The 17,074-nt window shown below is 46.3% G+C and carries 14 protein-coding genes; 2 read left to right on the forward strand and 12 right to left on the reverse strand.

The genetic code is table 11. The annotated features are described in order from the left end of the window. Positions 1-27: 27 nt before the first annotated feature. Entirely contained in the window at positions 28-2,277 is a 2,250-nt protein-coding gene (locus I5M27_RS16595) for a heavy metal translocating P-type ATPase (protein ID WP_200507452.1), read from the reverse strand. 224 nt (positions 2,278-2,501) lie between these two features. Between I5M27_RS16595 and I5M27_RS16600 the strand changes: the two genes are divergently transcribed. Continuing rightward, positions 2,502-2,867: a four helix bundle protein gene (locus tag I5M27_RS16600; protein ID WP_200507453.1), complete on the forward strand. Its 366-nt coding sequence runs from the start codon at positions 2,502-2,504 to the stop codon at positions 2,865-2,867. Positions 2,868-2,916: 49 nt separating this feature from the next. Here I5M27_RS16600 and I5M27_RS16605 read toward each other — a convergent pair whose 3' ends face one another. The 6 genes from I5M27_RS16605 to I5M27_RS16630 all read right to left on the reverse strand — a co-directional run bounded on the left by I5M27_RS16605 (position 2,917) and on the right by I5M27_RS16630 (position 9,533). After that, positions 2,917-3,489 (reverse strand): AraC family transcriptional regulator, encoded by a 573-nt coding sequence (locus I5M27_RS16605; protein WP_200507454.1) that lies wholly within the window; start codon positions 3,487-3,489, stop codon positions 2,917-2,919. A gap of 29 nt (positions 3,490-3,518) precedes the next feature. Beyond that, the gene (locus I5M27_RS16610; protein ID WP_200507455.1) at positions 3,519-4,199 is read right to left on the reverse strand and encodes a hypothetical protein; all 681 of its coding nucleotides are present in this window, start codon (positions 4,197-4,199) and stop codon (positions 3,519-3,521) included. Positions 4,200-4,299: 100 nt separating this feature from the next. Further along, complete coding sequence (locus I5M27_RS16615; RefSeq protein ID WP_200507456.1) at positions 4,300-5,502, reverse strand: CaiB/BaiF CoA transferase family protein; 1,203 nt, start codon at positions 5,500-5,502, stop codon at positions 4,300-4,302. Between the two features lie 94 nt (positions 5,503-5,596). Further along, positions 5,597-6,688, reverse strand: a complete 1,092-nt coding sequence (locus I5M27_RS16620) for a M48 family metallopeptidase (RefSeq protein ID WP_200507457.1) — start codon at positions 6,686-6,688, stop codon at positions 5,597-5,599. Between the two features lie 9 nt (positions 6,689-6,697). Then, on the reverse strand, positions 6,698-7,675 hold the full coding sequence (locus tag I5M27_RS16625; RefSeq protein WP_200507458.1) for a YjgN family protein: 978 nt from the start codon (positions 7,673-7,675) through the stop codon (positions 6,698-6,700). Between the two features lie 286 nt (positions 7,676-7,961). Next, a complete protein-coding gene (locus I5M27_RS16630) occupies positions 7,962-9,533 on the reverse strand; it encodes a T9SS type A sorting domain-containing protein (protein WP_200507459.1) in 1,572 nt (523 codons plus the stop codon). Between the two features lie 464 nt (positions 9,534-9,997). Here I5M27_RS16630 and I5M27_RS16635 point away from each other — a divergent pair, with 464 nt between their 5' ends. Beyond that, positions 9,998-11,500 (forward strand): DEAD/DEAH box helicase, encoded by a 1,503-nt coding sequence (locus tag I5M27_RS16635; protein ID WP_317193614.1) that lies wholly within the window; start codon positions 9,998-10,000, stop codon positions 11,498-11,500. A 153-nt stretch (positions 11,501-11,653) separates the two neighbouring features. Here I5M27_RS16635 and I5M27_RS16640 read toward each other — a convergent pair whose 3' ends face one another. The 5 genes from I5M27_RS16640 to I5M27_RS16660 all read right to left on the reverse strand — a co-directional run bounded on the left by I5M27_RS16640 (position 11,654) and on the right by I5M27_RS16660 (position 17,003). Beyond that, on the reverse strand, positions 11,654-12,592 hold the full coding sequence (locus tag I5M27_RS16640; protein ID WP_200507460.1) for a 1,4-dihydroxy-2-naphthoate polyprenyltransferase: 939 nt from the start codon (positions 12,590-12,592) through the stop codon (positions 11,654-11,656). A 34-nt stretch (positions 12,593-12,626) separates the two neighbouring features. Beyond that, a complete protein-coding gene (locus I5M27_RS16645; RefSeq protein ID WP_200507461.1) occupies positions 12,627-13,226 on the reverse strand; it encodes a glutathione peroxidase in 600 nt (199 codons plus the stop codon). 65 nt (positions 13,227-13,291) lie between these two features. After that, entirely contained in the window at positions 13,292-13,804 is a 513-nt protein-coding gene (locus I5M27_RS16650; protein ID WP_200507463.1) for a hypothetical protein, read from the reverse strand. A 119-nt stretch (positions 13,805-13,923) separates the two neighbouring features. Beyond that, positions 13,924-15,714 (reverse strand): arginine--tRNA ligase, encoded by a 1,791-nt coding sequence (gene argS, locus I5M27_RS16655; RefSeq protein ID WP_200507465.1) that lies wholly within the window; start codon positions 15,712-15,714, stop codon positions 13,924-13,926. Positions 15,715-16,040: 326 nt separating this feature from the next. After that, positions 16,041-17,003, reverse strand: a complete 963-nt coding sequence (locus I5M27_RS16660; protein ID WP_200507466.1) for an arginase — start codon at positions 17,001-17,003, stop codon at positions 16,041-16,043. Positions 17,004-17,074 lie beyond the last annotated feature (71 nt).

A 17,074-nucleotide genomic window follows, 5' to 3' on the forward strand; every position in this document is an offset into this window, starting at 1 on the left:
CATTTTTGTTTTAAGATTTCATGTATTTTACAATTTCACGCCTTTCAACCGCAAACTGTTGGTAACCACCGAAACCGAACTCAGCGCCATGGCAGCCCCCGCGATCATCGGATCGAGCAGGAATCCGTAGGCAGGATACAATACACCGGCAGCGAGCGGAATTCCGATCACGTTGTAGATAAAGGCCCAGAATAAGTTCTGGCGAATGGTGCGAACCGTGCTGCGCGAAAGTTTAATGGCTTTGGGTATGTGGTTCAGGTCGGAGTGCATGAGGGTTAGCTGGGCAACTTCCATGGCAATGTCGGTTCCTTTGCCCATCGCAATACTTACATCGGCTTTGGCTAAAGCTTCGGAATCGTTTATGCCGTCGCCAACCATGCCTACGATCTTGCCTTGCCGCTGAAGTTCCTCGACAAAATTCCCTTTTTCGGAAGGCATTACGCCGGCTTTATAGTGTTTTATTCCGGCTTGTTCGGCCACGGCTTTGGCGGTGGCTTCGTTATCGCCGGTGAGCATGTAAATTTCCAGCCCCAGGTTTTTGAGTTCGGAAATTGCGGCTACGGACGTCTCTTTAAGGGCATCGGCTACGGCAATTACGCACACCATTTGCACATTTTCGGCGAAAAACAATACCGTTTTAGCCTCCCTTTCCCATTGCAGGGCCAGTTTTTCCAGTTCCGGATCGGGCAGTACCAGGTTTTCGTTCAGCAGTTTTTTATTGCCGATCAGATACGTTTTTCCACCGAAGTTGCCTTTCACGCCGCGGCCGGTTATGCTTTCAAAATTCTCGATCTGCACTGAAGCTACGTTTTGCTGTTTCAGATGATTGACCACTGCCGTTGCCAAAGGATGTTCCGAAGCGGATTCCAATGCCAGTAAAACCGATTTTAAGGGCGCGGGATCTGTAATTTTAGCGTTCCAGCGCATATCAGTCAGTTCGGGTTTACCTTTGGTGATGGTGCCGGTTTTATCCAGGATCAGCGCATTCATTTTATAAGCATTTTCCAGGCTTTCGGCGTCTTTGATCAGGATCCCGTTTTCAGCGCCTTTTCCGATGCCCACCATAATAGCCGTTGGCGTGGCTAAACCTAGCGCGCACGGACAGGCAATAATAAGTACCGTTACAAAAGCCAGCAAGGCGTGACTTAATTCTGAACTGCTGCCGAAGAACATCCAGGCGGCAAAACTTATAAGCGCAATCGCAATGACTATGGGCACGAAAATACCGGCAATTTTATCGGTGAGCTGTTGCACGGGCGGTTTGGAATTCTGGGCGTGTTGCACCGATTTAATGATCTGCGCCAGCATGGTGGCGCCGCCTACTTTGCGGGCTTCGATCTGCAGACTGCCTTTCTGGTTGATGGTACCGGCGAAAACCGAAGCGCCAGATGCTTTAGAAACCGGCAACGGTTCGCCGGTCAGCATGCTTTCGTCTAAGAAAGATTCGCCCTGCACCACGGTGCCGTCTACCGGAATTTTCTCGCCCGGCCGGATCAAAAGCACATCGCCCATCAGCACTTCTTCGATCTTTACTTCGCTTTCGGTACCGTTTTTCAGGCGTTTTACGGTTTTAGGTTGCAGACCGATCAATTTTTTAAGGGCCGCCGAAGTCTTGGTTTTAGCCCGTTCCTCCAGCAATTTCCCAAGTAAAATAAACCCGACGATCACGGCTGCAGCTTCGAAATAAACCTGGGCCTGCAACCCCCGGCTTTCGAAATATTGCGGATAAATGGTATTGAAAGCACTGAAAATAAAAGCTACGCCGGTACTTAGTGCCACCAGAGTATCCATGTTGGCACGGCCGTGTTGGGCCTGCGCGAAAGCCCGTTTAAAGAAGGGCCAGCCAAAACCAAAAACTACCGGCAAGGTAAGCAGCAGTTCTACCCATTTCAGCGTGGGCGACGGGTGGTGATACATCATGCCAAGCACGGCGACCGGAACCGCTAAAAGCAAAGCACCGATGGTTCTTTTTTTCAGGGTATTGTAATCTTTTTCACGTTGCTTTTCCAGGGCTTCCACGTCGGCTTCGGAAGGCAGGATGAGCAGGTCGTACCCAATACTTTGCACGACTTTCTGCATTTTTTCCGGCGAAATTTCTTCCGGGTGGTATATTACCGTGGCCGTCATGCCGGCAAAATTCACCTGCGCGTTTTCTACACCGGGCTGGCTTTTGAGCATGCTTTCTACGCTGGCCGAACAGCCCGCGCAGGTCATGCCGCTCACCGGAAAAGTGGTTTCTATAATATCGGTATCAGTAGTTTTGTCGTACGTTTCCATAGCGTTTTATACGGTTGTGAACAGTACAAAAGTACAGGCAATTGCTGTGGAAAGCGTTACAGAATTGTGAGTTTGAATTATAGAATTATGGAATGATTGAATTAGAGAGTGACTGAGTGATTGAGTGATTGAATTAAGCAATAATTTTGTGGGAGAAGATTTCTCAGGTTGAAGTGGGAATTTTATTTTAGAAGATGGCGTTTGGAGTGAACAATTTTCACAACATGGTGCAAACAAAAGTTAATTTTGCAGATACTTTTAAAAAGCGGACAAAGAAATTTGCTTTAGATGTCATTCATTTCTCCAAGGCTCTACCTCGAACAGATGAAAGCCTGATAATTAAACGGCAGTTACTCCGTTCAGCGACTTCAGTGGCGGCAAATTACCGGGCAGTCTGCAGAGCCCGCTCAGCAGCTGAATTTCATTCAAAACTTTCAATTGTAGTGGAGGAAGCAGATGAATCTTTATTCTGGCTGGAAATAATTTCGGAAGCAGAAATAATTAATAATGCTAATACAATGGCACTTCAGAAGGAAATAACTGAAATTCTATCAGTAATGGCAACAGCCCGAAAAAACACTGCTAAATAATATTACCCTATTGCCCATTCTCTCATTCAATAATTCTCTCATTCAATCATTACCCCTTCCCCACTTTATCCAGCGGTTTCCTCTTATGCGCTTTCAGTTTCTTAAAGGCCGTGGGCGTAAAGCCGGTTACTTGTTTGAACTGACTGGAAAGGTGCGCTACGGAACTATAACCGAGTTTATACGCCATTTCGCTCAGCGTTAATTCGTCGTAAACCAGCCACTCTTTTACTCGTTCAATTTTCTGAAGAATGATGTATTTCTCGATCGTAACGTTTTCGGAGGAAGAAAAAAGCTGGCTTAAATAGTGGTAGTCTTTGCCTACGTGTTCGGCGATCAGGTCGGAATAATTCAGGTGGCGGGCTTCGGGTTCCTGGATCAGCTGGATAATGAAATTCTTGATCTGTTCTACCTGGCGAGCCTTTTTATCTTCCAGGAGTTCAAATCCAGCCTTAGCTAAAACCTGTTTTATCTGCTCTGAACCGGCATTTCCGGTTACGGTGGCTTCACCTAGTTCAATGACTTTTACTTCCAGGCCCAGGTTTTCGAGTTCTTCTTTAACTACCCGCACGCAACGCTGGCAAACCATATTTTTAATGGCTAAATGGTGTTCTTCCGGAGGCATAAACGGTAGGGTTTCGAGGTAAAAAAGTATTAATCGTGGTCGTGACTGGCTTCGTAGCTGAAGTTAAAGCCTACTTTCTGATTGCGGCTTATTTGCTGGTTATCAAGCTTTTGCTTTACCGTAATAACCCGCAGATCGTCTATATCGCGTGCCATGAGGTCGTTGTTAACGGCGGCAATAATGGCGCTTTCTACGAGCAGCAAAATAGATTCATCGTTTAAAACGTTTTGGGCCAGATCCTGGAAACGCAGGTTCAGCTGATCTACTCCTTCCAGGTAAAAATGATTTTCGATATTAATGAGCAAGCGGCCCAGCAAGTACCCGGGATCGTTCATGCGGCCATATTTTATAGAGTCGGCCATGAAATTATAGGCCATGATGTGCCCAAAGAAACGCCGCTTAAAATCTGCTTCCACGTATTCGGTTTTCATCAGGTCGTAATCTTCCGGAAAAGTAACCACGTTAGAATGCATGACAAAAACGAGCAGATCGCCGGAAATTTTAACGTGAAATTCAAATTCGCTGACATCGCGGTACTCGATCAGGACTGAAGAATCGAGGGAGGTAACGCGGTCGCTAAGCCTTTTTACCAGGTCAATGGAAACTTTTTTGAATTGATCGAAAGCGTTTTTTGTGTTCCGGTAAATGGCCTGTTTAGCCGACGTTTTCTGTTTAAGACCTGCAAAGATGGCGTCGAGTCTGTCATCCATAAGCTGTTTTTAGAATTTGAAAATTTAAAGTTAAGAAATGCTGCTTAAGACTTACCTCATTCCGGCAAAATTGGTTTTAAAATTCTAAAATCATGGAGTGTTATTGAATAATTCCTGCGGCCTGCAGGTTTTGCAGCCCTTCATGATCCATACCGGCAAACTCCAGCAGCACTTCGCGGGTATGCTCAGCGTAATGCGGCGGGGGCAACAAAACCTCATTTCCGACTTTTGAGAGCCTGAACGCTACCGTTTTTAAACCTGAAAGTGCTTTTTCTGCCTGTTCCGTTCTAAGCTGCAAGGCTTTTGCCGCTTCGCCGGAAAGGGCCTCGGAAACGGACCTGACCGCGCCGGCTGGTACAAAACGCTTTTCAAATTCGGTCAGCAAATATTCCAGGGTAAAGCCCGCGATGAGCATTTTTAATTTCTGGTTGAGCACCAGCCGGTTCTTTACGCGCGCGCTGTTTTTACTGAATAAAGCATCTTCGGCAATTTCCGGCGCACTCAAAATCAGGCATAAATTCCGGAACTGTCGATCATCGCCGATGGCTAAAATAAGTTGTTTCTGATCGGAAGTGGTAAAAATGGTACCGTATGGAACAATATTGGGGTGTTCGGAACCGGCGCGCTCCGGCTCAAAACCGGCTACGAGGTAATTAGTGCCCTGGTTGGCGAGCGAAGTTAAAGCCGCATCGAGCAAGGAAATTTGCACCAACTGGCCTTTCCCGGTTTTTTCGCGCAGGTACAAAGCCGTAAGCAAACCTTCTTTTAACTGGTGTGCAGCAAAAAGATCTACAAACGCTACCGGCATTTTGGTTGGTAGGCCGTCCGGCTCGCCGTTCAGATACATTATTCCGCTTTCTGCCTGAATTACGGCATCATAACCGGCTCTTGGGTTTTCAGGACCGTAACCGGTAATATGGCCGTAAAGCAGTTTTGGATTGATTTCCGATAGCGTTTTATAATCTACCTGCAGTTTTTCAGCGTCGCCGGGCTTGTAGCTGGCAACTACGATATCGGCTTGGGCAACGAGTTTGTGCAGGATCTGCAGCGCGGCCGGTTTTTTCAGGTCTAAAGCTACCGATCTTTTTCCCCAGTTGGCACAGGAAAAATAGGCTGAGATATCGGTTTCCGGATCTTCGGTGCGGGCTTTCCATTGGCGGGTTACGTCGCCGCGGGTGCCGGTATTTTCTATTTTTATAACAGTAGCGCCGAGTTCAGCAAAAAACTGCCCTACGCTGGGACCGGCCAGAACGCTGGCCAGCTCGAGCACTACAAGTCCGGAAAAAGGTTGTTCAGTTAGCATAAAAAAGAAAACCAACCGTTTCGGATTGGTTTTTATAAAAATTTAAAACTCGAAAACGGTAGGGCAAATTACGTAAAAACTCGCCATCCGGCATTTATTCAATTGATTTCTCTTTCAGTTTCTGCCAGTAATACTGCAGCGAATCGTTTTGCTGCACCCGGAATTTCCGGCTGGCTATTTTAGCTTTCAGATAATTGATGCGCGAATCGAGCACCGGGTGGGTGCTTAAAAATTCCGGCAGATCGATGTTTTCTTTCTCATCTTTTAAAGCGCTGAAAAGACCAACCATGCCGTTCGGATCAATGTGTTTTTGTTCCAGCAAGGCAAGACCTGTCATATCGGCTTCTTTTTCCAGTTCGCGGTTATATTCCAACGACTTCAGGCTGTTCGCGTTTTCGGCCACCACCACCATAATCCCGTTCAGATCGCCGAAAAGCAGAGAAACCAGGAAGTAACTCGACAGGTTGCGGAACAGGGCTTTGAGCGAATGGCGGTGTTGCAAGTGGGCGTTTTCGTGGGCAATCAGGCCGGCAAATTCTTCGTAGCTATCCGTAAGGTGAATGATCGGTTCGTAAACTACAATGTGACCGCCGGGAACTGCAAAAGCGTTGGCCTGACGATGTTTTACCACCGTAACGCTTACTTTTCCGCTTTGCGGACTGGCGTGTAGCAAATTAAAGAACCGTTGCGCATACATTGTTTTCACCGAATCTTTTTCCTCGGCTTCGAGCATGCCATCGATCAGGGCCTGGCCTAACTTCGCTTCCGCGCTTACCGGTAAATTTTCGGCTATAACTTCCGCGGTTTTAGGAATAAGCCAGAAATACGCTCCGGCCACCAGCAACACAAAAACGGCCAGCACACTTAAAAGCGGCAACGGATTTCCGGAAATTAAAGAACCGTAGCGCGAACCGGCAAAAGCAGCTTTGGGATAATGCATTTTTAAAGCGCCGAAAAAGGCCGGATCTTTTACTTCCAGGTATTCGGGCGGCGAAGCGGCGTATTGCAATTCTACCAGTTCGGCATCGTTAAAATCGTTGCGGCCGATCAGGTTCGTATCCCAGATCCGCAGGAAATCCGCATCGGTGCGGGTGGTGAGGCGAAATTCCGTGGGCAGCAATTCTACCGAAACCGGCAGGCCGGCACTGGTTTTTCCGTTAAAATACAAGCCTTCGAATACGGCCATAAGTTGCAATTATACCAGGTCAAGATTCAGGATATCGGAAACGTCTTCCATGGCAGCGCCAATGGTATCAGGCTCGGCTTGTTCCAGATTTTCCAGGTCTAAGTTACAGAACAATTCGGAATTGTTAATTACATACTTCATGGAACGGATAGTTGCCAACGGCGTACCTAAACCCAGCGTAAAAACAATGATAAGCACATTACCCACCAGCAATTTTAAGTAACCTTTACCAGTTACATTCGCTTCCAGCCGCGAATATTTCCCATCCTGTTCCAGCAAAATATTGTTTACATAGAACTGATGCAATTCGCTCTGATACCAGAAAAAGTAAATCCCGAGCGTCAGCATCGTTAACATCCGTCCTTTAAAATGAATGCCGAATAACTCTCCGCCTTCACCATCGAAACTGAAACGAATGTTTCCAAAACGAATATTGCCCATAATTTCTTTCCGGATGTCTACCATAAACCACGGCAGGTAAAGACCCAACGTAACGAGCGTTAGTAAAATCCCTTTCAAAAAAATGGTATACATCGTTTTCAGATCGCCGGTATATTTAAAATGAATACCCCGCCAGGAACTCCGTGATGTCCGGTAACGCATCTGGCCGAAAATTGCCATAGGAATAACCAATCCAATGGATAAATAAAGGAAAAGCGTACCCATGAATTTTGACTCTTCGGGCAGTTTTACAAACAAGGCGATTGTAACCCCTATTATTAAACCAATCAAAAAAACAGCTTTAATAAAGCCCCTGAACATTTCTTTACCGGTGCCATGAAACTTAAAGCGGCTGCCGGCAAATTCGGTTTTCTGGTACAGGTATTTCAGTTTTTCGGCTTTGGCCCAGGGATAATAAATACCGAGGGTAACTACGGTAAGCACCCAGTTGGGCAACTGAATACCGAATAACTCGGAGCCTTTGCCTTTAAATGCAAACGTTTGCGGCACTTCGGCAGCCGAAGAGGCCTGGTAAATTTCTTCCATAAAAAGTGAGGGGTGATGAAGGTTTAAGATTGCTTGATTTTCAAATATAAAAACTAATAATAACAAAGCAAATCCTGCAACTGGAATTCAGCACACTTTACTTTTTACCTCCAAAAGCCTACCGTTTTAAGGCAAAGCACTTTTTCTACCCAATCAGATAGCGTTTTTTATTCCACAATTCGCCGGCACTTTTTCTGCCTGAAACGATAGCGTTTTAATAAACACAAAAAAACCACCGGCCAATGGCCGGTGGTTTTCCCAGTATGATTACTACTTAACTACTTACTTATTTAATGATCAGTTTTTGAACGCTTACTTTATCGCCCGCTTTCAGGTTTACCAGGTATAAACCAGGTCTCATGCCTAAGCTGCGGCCATCTACGTTAATTTCGGTGGCGTTGGTGATCTGTCTGGTGTGCAGCACGCGGCCACTCATATCCAGGATCTGCAGCGTTGCCGTGGTTGGTTCAGTTGATCTTACATTGAACACGCCATCGGTAGAAGGGTTCGGGTAAACTGTGATTCCGGCATCTTTTCCACCTTTAGAACTTACTGCAATTACTTTGCTGAATTCAAACTTGCCGTCGAAATCTACCTGGCGTAATCTGTAGTAGTTCAGGCCGTTGGCAACGTTTTTATCGAGGAAGCTATATTTCAGTAAGTTGCTGCTGTTACCGTTACCTTTCACTGTACCTACGGTTTCGAAAGAACGGCCGTCCTGGCTGCGTTGTACTTCAAAACGATCGTTGTTTTTCTCGGTGGCAGTAGACCAGTTCAGCGAAATTCCTTCGGAAGTGGCAGCACCATTGAAACTGATTAGCTCTACCGGCAGCGGGTTAATGTTGCCGCAATCTTCGTTTACAAACACATACTCAGTATCAGTTGCAGTTCCGCAGTTATTCGTTACTGTTACGGTTACGTCACCTGGGTCGAAGCCGGCAAAAACGGTGATGCTGTTAGTACCTTGTCCTGAATCGAGGGTCCAATCGGCTGGAATACTCCAGGTATAAGTGGCGTTGTTTTGAGCTGGTGTGGTAAAGGTATATGGTTCGTCGTTATAAGCACAAACAGTATCTGGTCCGGCAATTTCAGCAATAATGTTGCAAACCGGCGGCGTACCGCAATTGTTGTTTACATCTACATCTATGCCGTCGGAAGCGATTGTGTTGCAGTAGCCTTTGTAGCCGCCTACTCCGTTACCGTTGTTGCCGTTGCCGCTGTTTCCGTTAGAAGCGAAAGTTGCTGTTACGCTTACTTTACCGTCGGTTGCACCTGGAGTTACGGTTAAGGTCTTGGTGCCTTGTCCGCTTACAATCGTCCAGCCGGCTGGTACAGTCCAGTTATAAGCAAAGTTACCTTTCACCTGGCCATTGCCGTTGCCGTTGCCGCGGCCTAAAGAGTCTGCTACTGTGGCTTCGTAGGTTTGATTTACATTCACACAAACTGAATCAGGACCGTCTACATCTACAATAAAGCCTTTGCTTGGTTTAACCGGGAGGGTTGCTACTTTGGTGCCGCAGATCGGGTCGTTTACTTTCACTTTCATGGTTCCCGATTTGGTACCTACTCTTACGGTTACGCAGTTGGTGCCTTGTCCGGAAACGATCTCCCAACCGGTTGGCGGGTTGCCAGCGTGGGCTCTTGGCACATCCCATTCAAAGGAAGTATAGCCGCGGCTGTTATCAATGCAATAGGTTTCTAATGTGCCGGGGCAGGGATGCTGGTTGCCGGTTATTGGTCTTGGCTGCGAAGTGTTGCAGGGACTGTTGGTTTTCGCTGACTTCTGCGCAATGGCGGAAGGATTAAGGAACAGCAGCGACATAAATAAAAATACGGAAGTAAGTAAGTTAGTTTTCATAGCTTGGAATAGTTAAATTTTCTTCATTTTTTCAGTTCAATTTTTGAATCGATTTTCGGTAATTTCTTATATGGGGGTTTAACGCCCCGAAGCACTTCCAGTTGCACTTAAAAGCGTTTACAGATTTATAATCCCGTACTATTATTGAAAAAGTACAACAAACAACTACTTTAACATGATTTATAAGCCTATTCACCTCATTTTTTACAACTATCTGCAACTACCTATATTTAATTTATCTAAGAAAGGGGTTTCCCATATAATTCACTAAGACTTGAAGTAAGCTGGCAAAAGGATACTATATTCGGAAATTCCCCTTTAGAATAAGTGCAATTTGAAGCCATCAGGCATCTCAAATTCAGACGATTAATATTATGCTGTTATTGACCAGGTTTTTTATGTACTTTTACTCAGCGCTTTTACAGCGTTTTTATTTTTTTACTGAACTGACTTTTTATACCGAAATGGATACCGTTTCCTTCGACTCCTTTGACCTGCACGACGACCTGCTTTCCGGCATCAATGCCATGGGTTTTAAAAATGCCACCCCGGTACAGCAGCAAGCCATTCCTGTTATTCTGGAAAAGAAAGACCTCATTGCCTGCGCCCAGACGGGAACCGGCAAAACCGGCGCTTACCTTATTCCTTTATTAGACCGCATTTCCCACGCCGGCCACGACCATACCAGCACTCTGATTTTAGTACCCACCCGCGAACTCGCTAAACAGATCGATGACCAGGTGGAAGGCCTCTCCTATTTTGTTTCCGCGCAGAGCATTGCTATTTATGGCGGCAGCAAAGGCGACAGCTGGGACCAGCAAAAGAAAGCCCTTACTTCGGGTGCCGATATAATAGTAGCCACGCCCGGCCGCCTGATCGCGCACATGAACATGGGCTATGTAAAGTTCGATCAACTGGAATACCTGGTATTGGATGAAGCCGACAAGATGCTGGACATGGGCTTTATGGATGATATCATGCGCATTGTAGCCGAACTTCCGAAGAAACGCCAGACCCTGCTTTTCTCGGCTACCATGCCGCCCAAGATCCGCGACTTGGCTAAAAAGATCCTGAATGAGCCGGCCGAGATCAGCTTAGCCGTTTCAAAACCTGCCGAAAACATTGACCAGCGCTTCTATTTTACTTACGACAGCCAGAAACTGCCTTTACTGGAAAGCCTGATCAACGGCCTGGAAGTTTCAAGCATGATCGTGTTCACTTCCCGGAAATCGAACGTGAATTCCATTGTGCGCTCGCTTCAGAAACTGGGCTTTACCGCCGAAGGTATTCAATCTGATATTGAGCAGGACGAAAGGGAGAAAGTATTGCTGGGCTTCCGGAATAAAAAATACCAGATCCTGGTGGCTACCGATATCATGTCACGCGGCATCGATATCGACAATATTTCGCACGTGGTGAATTTCGATATGCCGCAGGACGCCGAAGATTACATTCACCGCATTGGCCGTACGGCCCGCGCCGCTGCCACGGGAACGGCCCTCACGTTTGTGAACGAGAAGGATATGTACAAGATCCCGCGCATCGAACGCCTGATCGAAAAAGAAGTACCGAAATTTGACCTGCCCGATTTCTTAGGAAAAGGCCCGGAATACGACCCGAACGCTAAACCGGAAAAACGCGGAGGCAGCAGAGATAAGAAAGGCGGCAAACCAAGAAGCGGTGACCGCAAAGAAACCCGCGCTCCGCGCCCGCAAGGTGAACGTAAACCCGCTCCAAAAGCGGCAAGCCCAAACCCTGAAGCCGGAGAAAACGCTATGGTTTCCGGCACAGAAACCCGCGAAAATAAAACCCGCAACAAGAACAGGAACCGCGACCGGGACAAAAAGCCCAAAGCAGAAGTAGACAACAACCGGCCGATCGTTCCTTTTGTACCAAAGCGCGAATCGAAAACCAAACAGAATTCCGAAGGGAATGCTACCTCCGAAAACGCTGCTTCAGCCGAATAAAAACGGTATGGTTTTAAGCTAAAAAAGTAAAGCCCCGCATTGCTACGGGGCTTTTTTTTGTCTGAACACGATTTTCAGGATTGAAAGAAAGTTCAGGATTCTTCTTTTGAAAAATGCATTCCTGGCGCAAGCGTTAAGCGTCAGCAAAGGCAATTACAGCAAGCTCAACGCGAGCCCTATTCCGAAAAGAAACACGAAAAGCAACGTACTTAGTGAAAGCTGCTTTAAATAAGGATCGAGTTCAGCAGGTTGCTGTTTTTTAGAAACCTGTACGCCGTTGTATATAAAGAACGGAAAACTCAGCACAAACAGGAATTGCCACGGCCCAAAGAACCGCCAGAAAACGAAACCAACCGCGCAAGCCATGCCGGCAATGAGTAAAAACCAGTGGTAAATGCGGGCATTTTTAGTGCCCAACCGCACCGGAACCGAGTTTTTACCGGCCAGTTTATCGGAAACAATATCACGGATATTGTTTACGTTCAGCACACCGGTGGCAAAAAAACCGCACGCGGCTGCCGGTAAAATATGGCTCAGGCTAAACTCCTGACTTTGCAGATAAACGGTACCCAGAACGCCCACCAAACCAAAGAACAAAAAAACCGAAATATCGCCTAAGCCGGCGTAGCCGTAAGGTTTCGGACCGTTGGTGTAAGTAATAGCCGCCCAGATCGCCGCCAAACCCAAAGCAAGGAAAAGCAGGAATAAATAAATGCCTTCACTCCCGAAACTAAACCAAAGTAAACCTAACCCGGAAACCAGGGAAAGCAAACTAAAAACCACGATGCCGGTTTTCATTTCTTTGGCAGAAATAAGTCCGGCCTGCACCGCGCGTTTCGGACCTTTTCTTTCCGCGTGATCCGCGCCATGCACCGAATCGCCGTAATCGTTGGCCAGGTTCGAGAGGATCTGCAAAAACAGCGTGGTAAGAATACACAACCCCAATACTACCGGATCGAAGGCCAACTGGGTAGCCGCCAGGAATCCGCCCATAAAAATACTGCTCAAAGCCAGCGGCAGCGTGCGCAAGCGAAACGCCGAAACCCAGGCTTTCAGTTTTCCCGGTGCTTCGGCGTTCACGTTATGATTCATTTGAAAATCGGTAGGCAAAACAGTATAAAAAGTCTTATTTATGAATGGCCGTCAGCATTTCGTTGCTCATCGGGCTTACTTTAGAATTGAAAAAGGCCTGAACCTTGCCATTCTCATCGATCAGGTATTTGCAGAAATTCCAGTTCGGTTTTTCGTCGGTCACGCCGTTCAGTTCTTTGCTGGAAAGGAATTTATAGAACGGATGCATGTCGTCGCCGGCTACCGAAATCTTCTCGAAAACCGGGAACGTTACGCCGAAATTCTTTTCGCAGAACGCCGCAATTTCCTGATTCGATCCCGGTTCCTGTCCGCCGAAATTATTAGCCGGAAAACCAAGTACTACTACTTTATCGCCGTGTTTGTCATACAGTTCCTGCAGTTCTTTGTATTGCGGCGTATAACCGCATTCCGAAGCCGTATTCACGATCAGCATTTTGCGGCCTTTATAATTGCTGAGCACAATATCTTCGCCCTGCAAAGTCTTGAATTCGAAATCATAAATCGACTGAGCCGGCACGCGGGCCTGCTCAAAAGTACCTTCCATTTGTGACATAGTTGTAGATGCTTTAGGAGTTTCTTTCTGCTGACAACCGAATGCTGCCAACGCTAAAAAGATGTATACTGCTTTTTTCATTTTTTGGTAACTGGATTTTGACGGAAAGGTTTTGTTAAAAAAAATCAGTCTGTACTTCACAATGATCATAAAACCTCTCGTTTTCCGCTCGTGGCATCAAATAAGGGAATATTCAAATCTTTGCAAATTCCCTTTAATTCATATACGACTTCACTTTTTTTCAGACTTTGCGTTAAATGCACTTTCACACCATTCGAAAATTTCAAATATCCATTGTAAGTCTTTTTATTAAATTCATTTGAATTCCAAGGATTAGATCGAACAATATATTTGTATTGACTCTGCTGAATAAAACAGAACTCTATTTCCTGGAATGAATTTAAATTATGCTTGCGAAAACCTAAAATCCAAATATAATTATCATACGTCCGATCAATTAAATTTATCACCAATCCATAGTGGGTAGTTGTCACAAGAAGAAATAAACTACCAAAAATTAAGGTGCCTAAAAATAACCAAGGAAATCGAAAACCAAAGAATAGGCTAACTACTGCTGCTAATAGAGCAACATATGCAAAGCCAGCGGAATTATTAAAGAAATAAGATACTGTTCTATAATCAATAATTTTATTATTCATCTAAAACTATTTTAAAAACGCTATCCTTTTCCCTTAAAAAAGTGCGACAGGTTTCGATCTGTCCTTACAGCAAAATCCTGTCAATCCTTTAATCCAATAAATCCAAATTCAGACAAAACCTACATCCGGTCCGGCACCTGAATTCCCAACAAGCCCATCGCCTTCTTAATCGTTTTCGCCACCTGCTCCGAAAGCGCGATTCTAAAGCTACGCGCCTGCTGGTCGGTTTCCTGGAAGATCGAAACTTCGGTGTAGAAACGGTTGTAGGCTTTGGCTAACTCGTAAGCATACTGCGCTATGATGCTTGGGGCAAACAAATTAGCGGCTTCCTGCACCACTTTCTCGTAGTTGCTCAACTGTACAATTACTTCGGCTTCGGTTTCGTGTAAAGCTGGCAAGTTGGTAAAAGCAGCAGCATCGAAAGCAATATCCATTTCGGCGGCTTTGCGCAGAATGGCGGCAATACGCGCGTGGGTATACTGAATGAACGGACCGGTATTCCCCTGGAATTCGATGGATTCTTCCGGGTTAAACAGCATCCGTTTTTTCGGGTCTACTTTCAGCAGGAAATACTTGAGCGCGCCCATGGCCAGTTTGTGGTAGAGTTCGTTTGCTTCCATTTCCGAGAAGCCTTCAATCTTGCCCAGCTCTTCGGTTTTATTTTTGGCCGTTTCGATCATTTCCGCTACCAGCTCATCCGCATCTACCACGGTTCCTTCCCGGCTTTTCATTTTACCGCTTGGCAAGTCTACCATGCCGTAGCTTAAGTGAAAAATGCCGTCGGCGTATGGTTTGCCCAGTTTCTTCAGGATGGCTTTGAGCACCTGCATGTGGTAATTCTGCTCATCGGCGATCACGTAAACCGAAGTATCGTAGCCAAATTCCTGGTATTTCAGTTCGGCAGTTCCTAGGTCCTGGGTAATGTAAACCGAAGTACCGTCGGCGCGCAAAACCAGTTTTTCATCCAGGCCTTCTTCTTTCAGATCTACCCAAACCGAGCCATTCTCTTTTTTGAAGAATACGCCTTTTTCCAGGCCTTCATCTACACGCTCTTTGCCTAATAAATAGGTTTCTGATTCGTAGAAATATTTATGAAAATCGACGCCAATGTTCTGATAAGTTTCATCGAAGCCCTGGTACACCCAGGCGTTCATTTGCTTCCACAAAGCCATTACTTCGGCATCGCCCTGCTCCCATTTCTTCAGCATCTCCTGGGCTTCTTTCATGAGCGGCGCTTCTTTTTTAGCGGTTTCCACGTCCATGCCGTTTTTCACCAGTTCGTCAATTTCCTGCTTGTAGGCTTTGTCGAACATTACGTAATAACGGCCGGCCAGGTGGTCGCCTTTAATGCCTGCCTGCTCCGGCGTTTCTTCGTTGCCGAAAAGCTGGTAAGCCAGCATGCTTTTGCAGATGTGAATGCCGCGGTCGTTGATCAGGTTTACTTTGGTAACGTGATTGCCCGCCGCTTCCAGGATTTCCGAAACCGAATATCCCAGGAAATTATTGCGCAAATGGCCCAAGTGCAACGGCTTGTTGGTGTTCGGCGAAGAATATTCCACCACGATCTTTTTGCCGGTATCCGCGAGTTTTGTGTCGGTTTTCCCTACCATTTCGCGGAACAATTCCACCCACACGGTCTCCCCAATTTCCAGGTTCAGGAAGCCTTTCACCACGTTAAAGCCGGTAATTTCCCTGGCGTTATCCCTTAAATATTCGCCCAGCGCCTGGCCAATTTGCTCCGGACTTTTGCCGGCTTGTTTGGTAAACGGAAAGGTAACGAAGGTAAAGGTGCCGGCAAATTCCTTGCGGGTTTCCTGCAGCACGATGGTAGCCGGATCAACTTCGATGGAAAAGGTATGTTTTAAAGCTTCGGCCAAAGCCGTGCGGATATTCTGTTCTAATTGTTTCATATCAGAAACGGTAGGGTTTTGAGCGTTAAAAGTGCAAAGGTAAGGTTTTGGCGTTATCTTTTGCTTTAAAAAACCGGAGGCCAAAAGAACCTGTTAAACCTTTATAAAAAACGGCTTAATAAGTTCCCTTGGCTGCTACGCAGGGTCCTTTCGACTTACGTTTCATGAATGCACGGGATAACTTCTTTTGTCATTTCGACCAAAGGGAGAAATCTCTTGAGGAAGTAAGAAAGGCAGAATAAAAGCTGCTATTAACTTGATGAGATCTCTCCTAGCGTCTTGATAACAATAAATGAGTGGAAAGAATACTACTTATCAGTGAAAATCTAAACTGTGCCGCCCAGACGTTCTACCAACGAATTCGTGGTGGCTTCCAGGATCTCGAAGGCATTTTCGGCCATGGTGTTTTCGGTGTCCAGCGTCGGGTTAATTTCTACCATTTCGAAACAACACACGCGGGCATCTTTTACCAGTGCAGAGCAAAGAACTTTGGCCTGCTCAACGGTTAAACCAATTTCCACCGGCGTTCCGGTACCTTTGCTGAACTTGGAATCCAGGCTGTCTACGTCAAACGAAACATAGATCAGGTCGCATTCTTTCAGATATTCCAGCGCTTCGTTGGCGATCTGCGGAATGCCCTTCTGGTTTACTTCGTCGAACTGGAAATTCTTGATATTGTATTTTTTCATCTGGTGCTCTTCCGGCACTTCGTACGAACGCACCATGATGTACACCAGGTCTTCCGGCAATAATTTCGGACCCGGAATCCCTACTTTTTTGATCGCGTTCCAGAAGAAAACGGTTTCCGGTTCAGGCTCATTTACCCGGCAATCCAGGTTATCGTCGTTCAGGGCCATGGCCAGGCTCATGCCGTGCATGTTGCCCGAAGGCGTGGTGTAAGGCGAATGGATATCGGAATGGGCATCGATCCAGATCACGCCCAGGCGACTATTCGGATAAGCCGCTTTTATGCCGGCAATGGTTCCGGCCGCATTGGAATGGTCGCCGGCAAGTACCAGCGGAAACATGCCGAAATGAAAGGTCTGCGCTACGGTGGCGCTGATGCTTTTAAGTGTAACTAAGATCGAATCGATGTATTTGGCGCTCGGAAAAAGGTTTTTATCGAACAATACATAGTTATCGTTAGGAACCTCGATGGAATTGAACCGGGTGAAATAGTTGGAGCCCGCATCCATACAGGCAATTTTTAACGCGTCTATTCCTAAGCTGGCACCCCGCGTTCCGGCACCTAATTCTGATTTAACTTCAATTAATTTTACATTCTTCATAAAACGGTTAATAGTCCGGTTACAAATATGAGAAAATACGGGCAATAAAACGAACCCTGTTCAAGCTGAAG

It is taken from the genome of Adhaeribacter terrigena (assembly GCF_016623615.1).
GTDB lineage: Bacteria > Bacteroidota > Bacteroidia > Cytophagales > Hymenobacteraceae > Adhaeribacter_A > Adhaeribacter_A terrigena.

Coding starts and splice junctions, on each gene's coding strand:
- I5M27_RS16660 (WP_200507466.1), bottom strand. CDS start 17,003: ATGAAGAATGTAAAATTAATTGAAGTTAAATCAGAATTAGGTGCCGGA.
- I5M27_RS16650 (WP_200507463.1), bottom strand. CDS start 13,804: ATGAATAATAAAATTATTGATTATAGAACAGTATCTTATTTCTTTAAT.
- I5M27_RS16615 (WP_200507456.1), bottom strand. CDS start 5,502: ATGCTAACTGAACAACCTTTTTCCGGACTTGTAGTGCTCGAGCTGGCC.
- I5M27_RS16645 (WP_200507461.1), bottom strand. CDS start 13,226: ATGAAAAAAGCAGTATACATCTTTTTAGCGTTGGCAGCATTCGGTTGT.
- I5M27_RS16595 (WP_200507452.1), bottom strand. CDS start 2,277: ATGGAAACGTACGACAAAACTACTGATACCGATATTATAGAAACCACT.
- I5M27_RS16610 (WP_200507455.1), bottom strand. CDS start 4,199: ATGGATGACAGACTCGACGCCATCTTTGCAGGTCTTAAACAGAAAACG.
- I5M27_RS16630 (WP_200507459.1), bottom strand. CDS start 9,533: ATGAAAACTAACTTACTTACTTCCGTATTTTTATTTATGTCGCTGCTG.
- I5M27_RS16635 (WP_317193614.1), top strand. CDS start 9,998: ATGGATACCGTTTCCTTCGACTCCTTTGACCTGCACGACGACCTGCTT.
- I5M27_RS16605 (WP_200507454.1), bottom strand. CDS start 3,489: ATGCCTCCGGAAGAACACCATTTAGCCATTAAAAATATGGTTTGCCAG.
- argS (WP_200507465.1), bottom strand. CDS start 15,714: ATGAAACAATTAGAACAGAATATCCGCACGGCTTTGGCCGAAGCTTTA.
- I5M27_RS16625 (WP_200507458.1), bottom strand. CDS start 7,675: ATGGAAGAAATTTACCAGGCCTCTTCGGCTGCCGAAGTGCCGCAAACG.
- I5M27_RS16600 (WP_200507453.1), top strand. CDS start 2,502: ATGGTGCAAACAAAAGTTAATTTTGCAGATACTTTTAAAAAGCGGACA.
- I5M27_RS16620 (WP_200507457.1), bottom strand. CDS start 6,688: ATGGCCGTATTCGAAGGCTTGTATTTTAACGGAAAAACCAGTGCCGGC.
- I5M27_RS16640 (WP_200507460.1), bottom strand. CDS start 12,592: ATGAATCATAACGTGAACGCCGAAGCACCGGGAAAACTGAAAGCCTGG.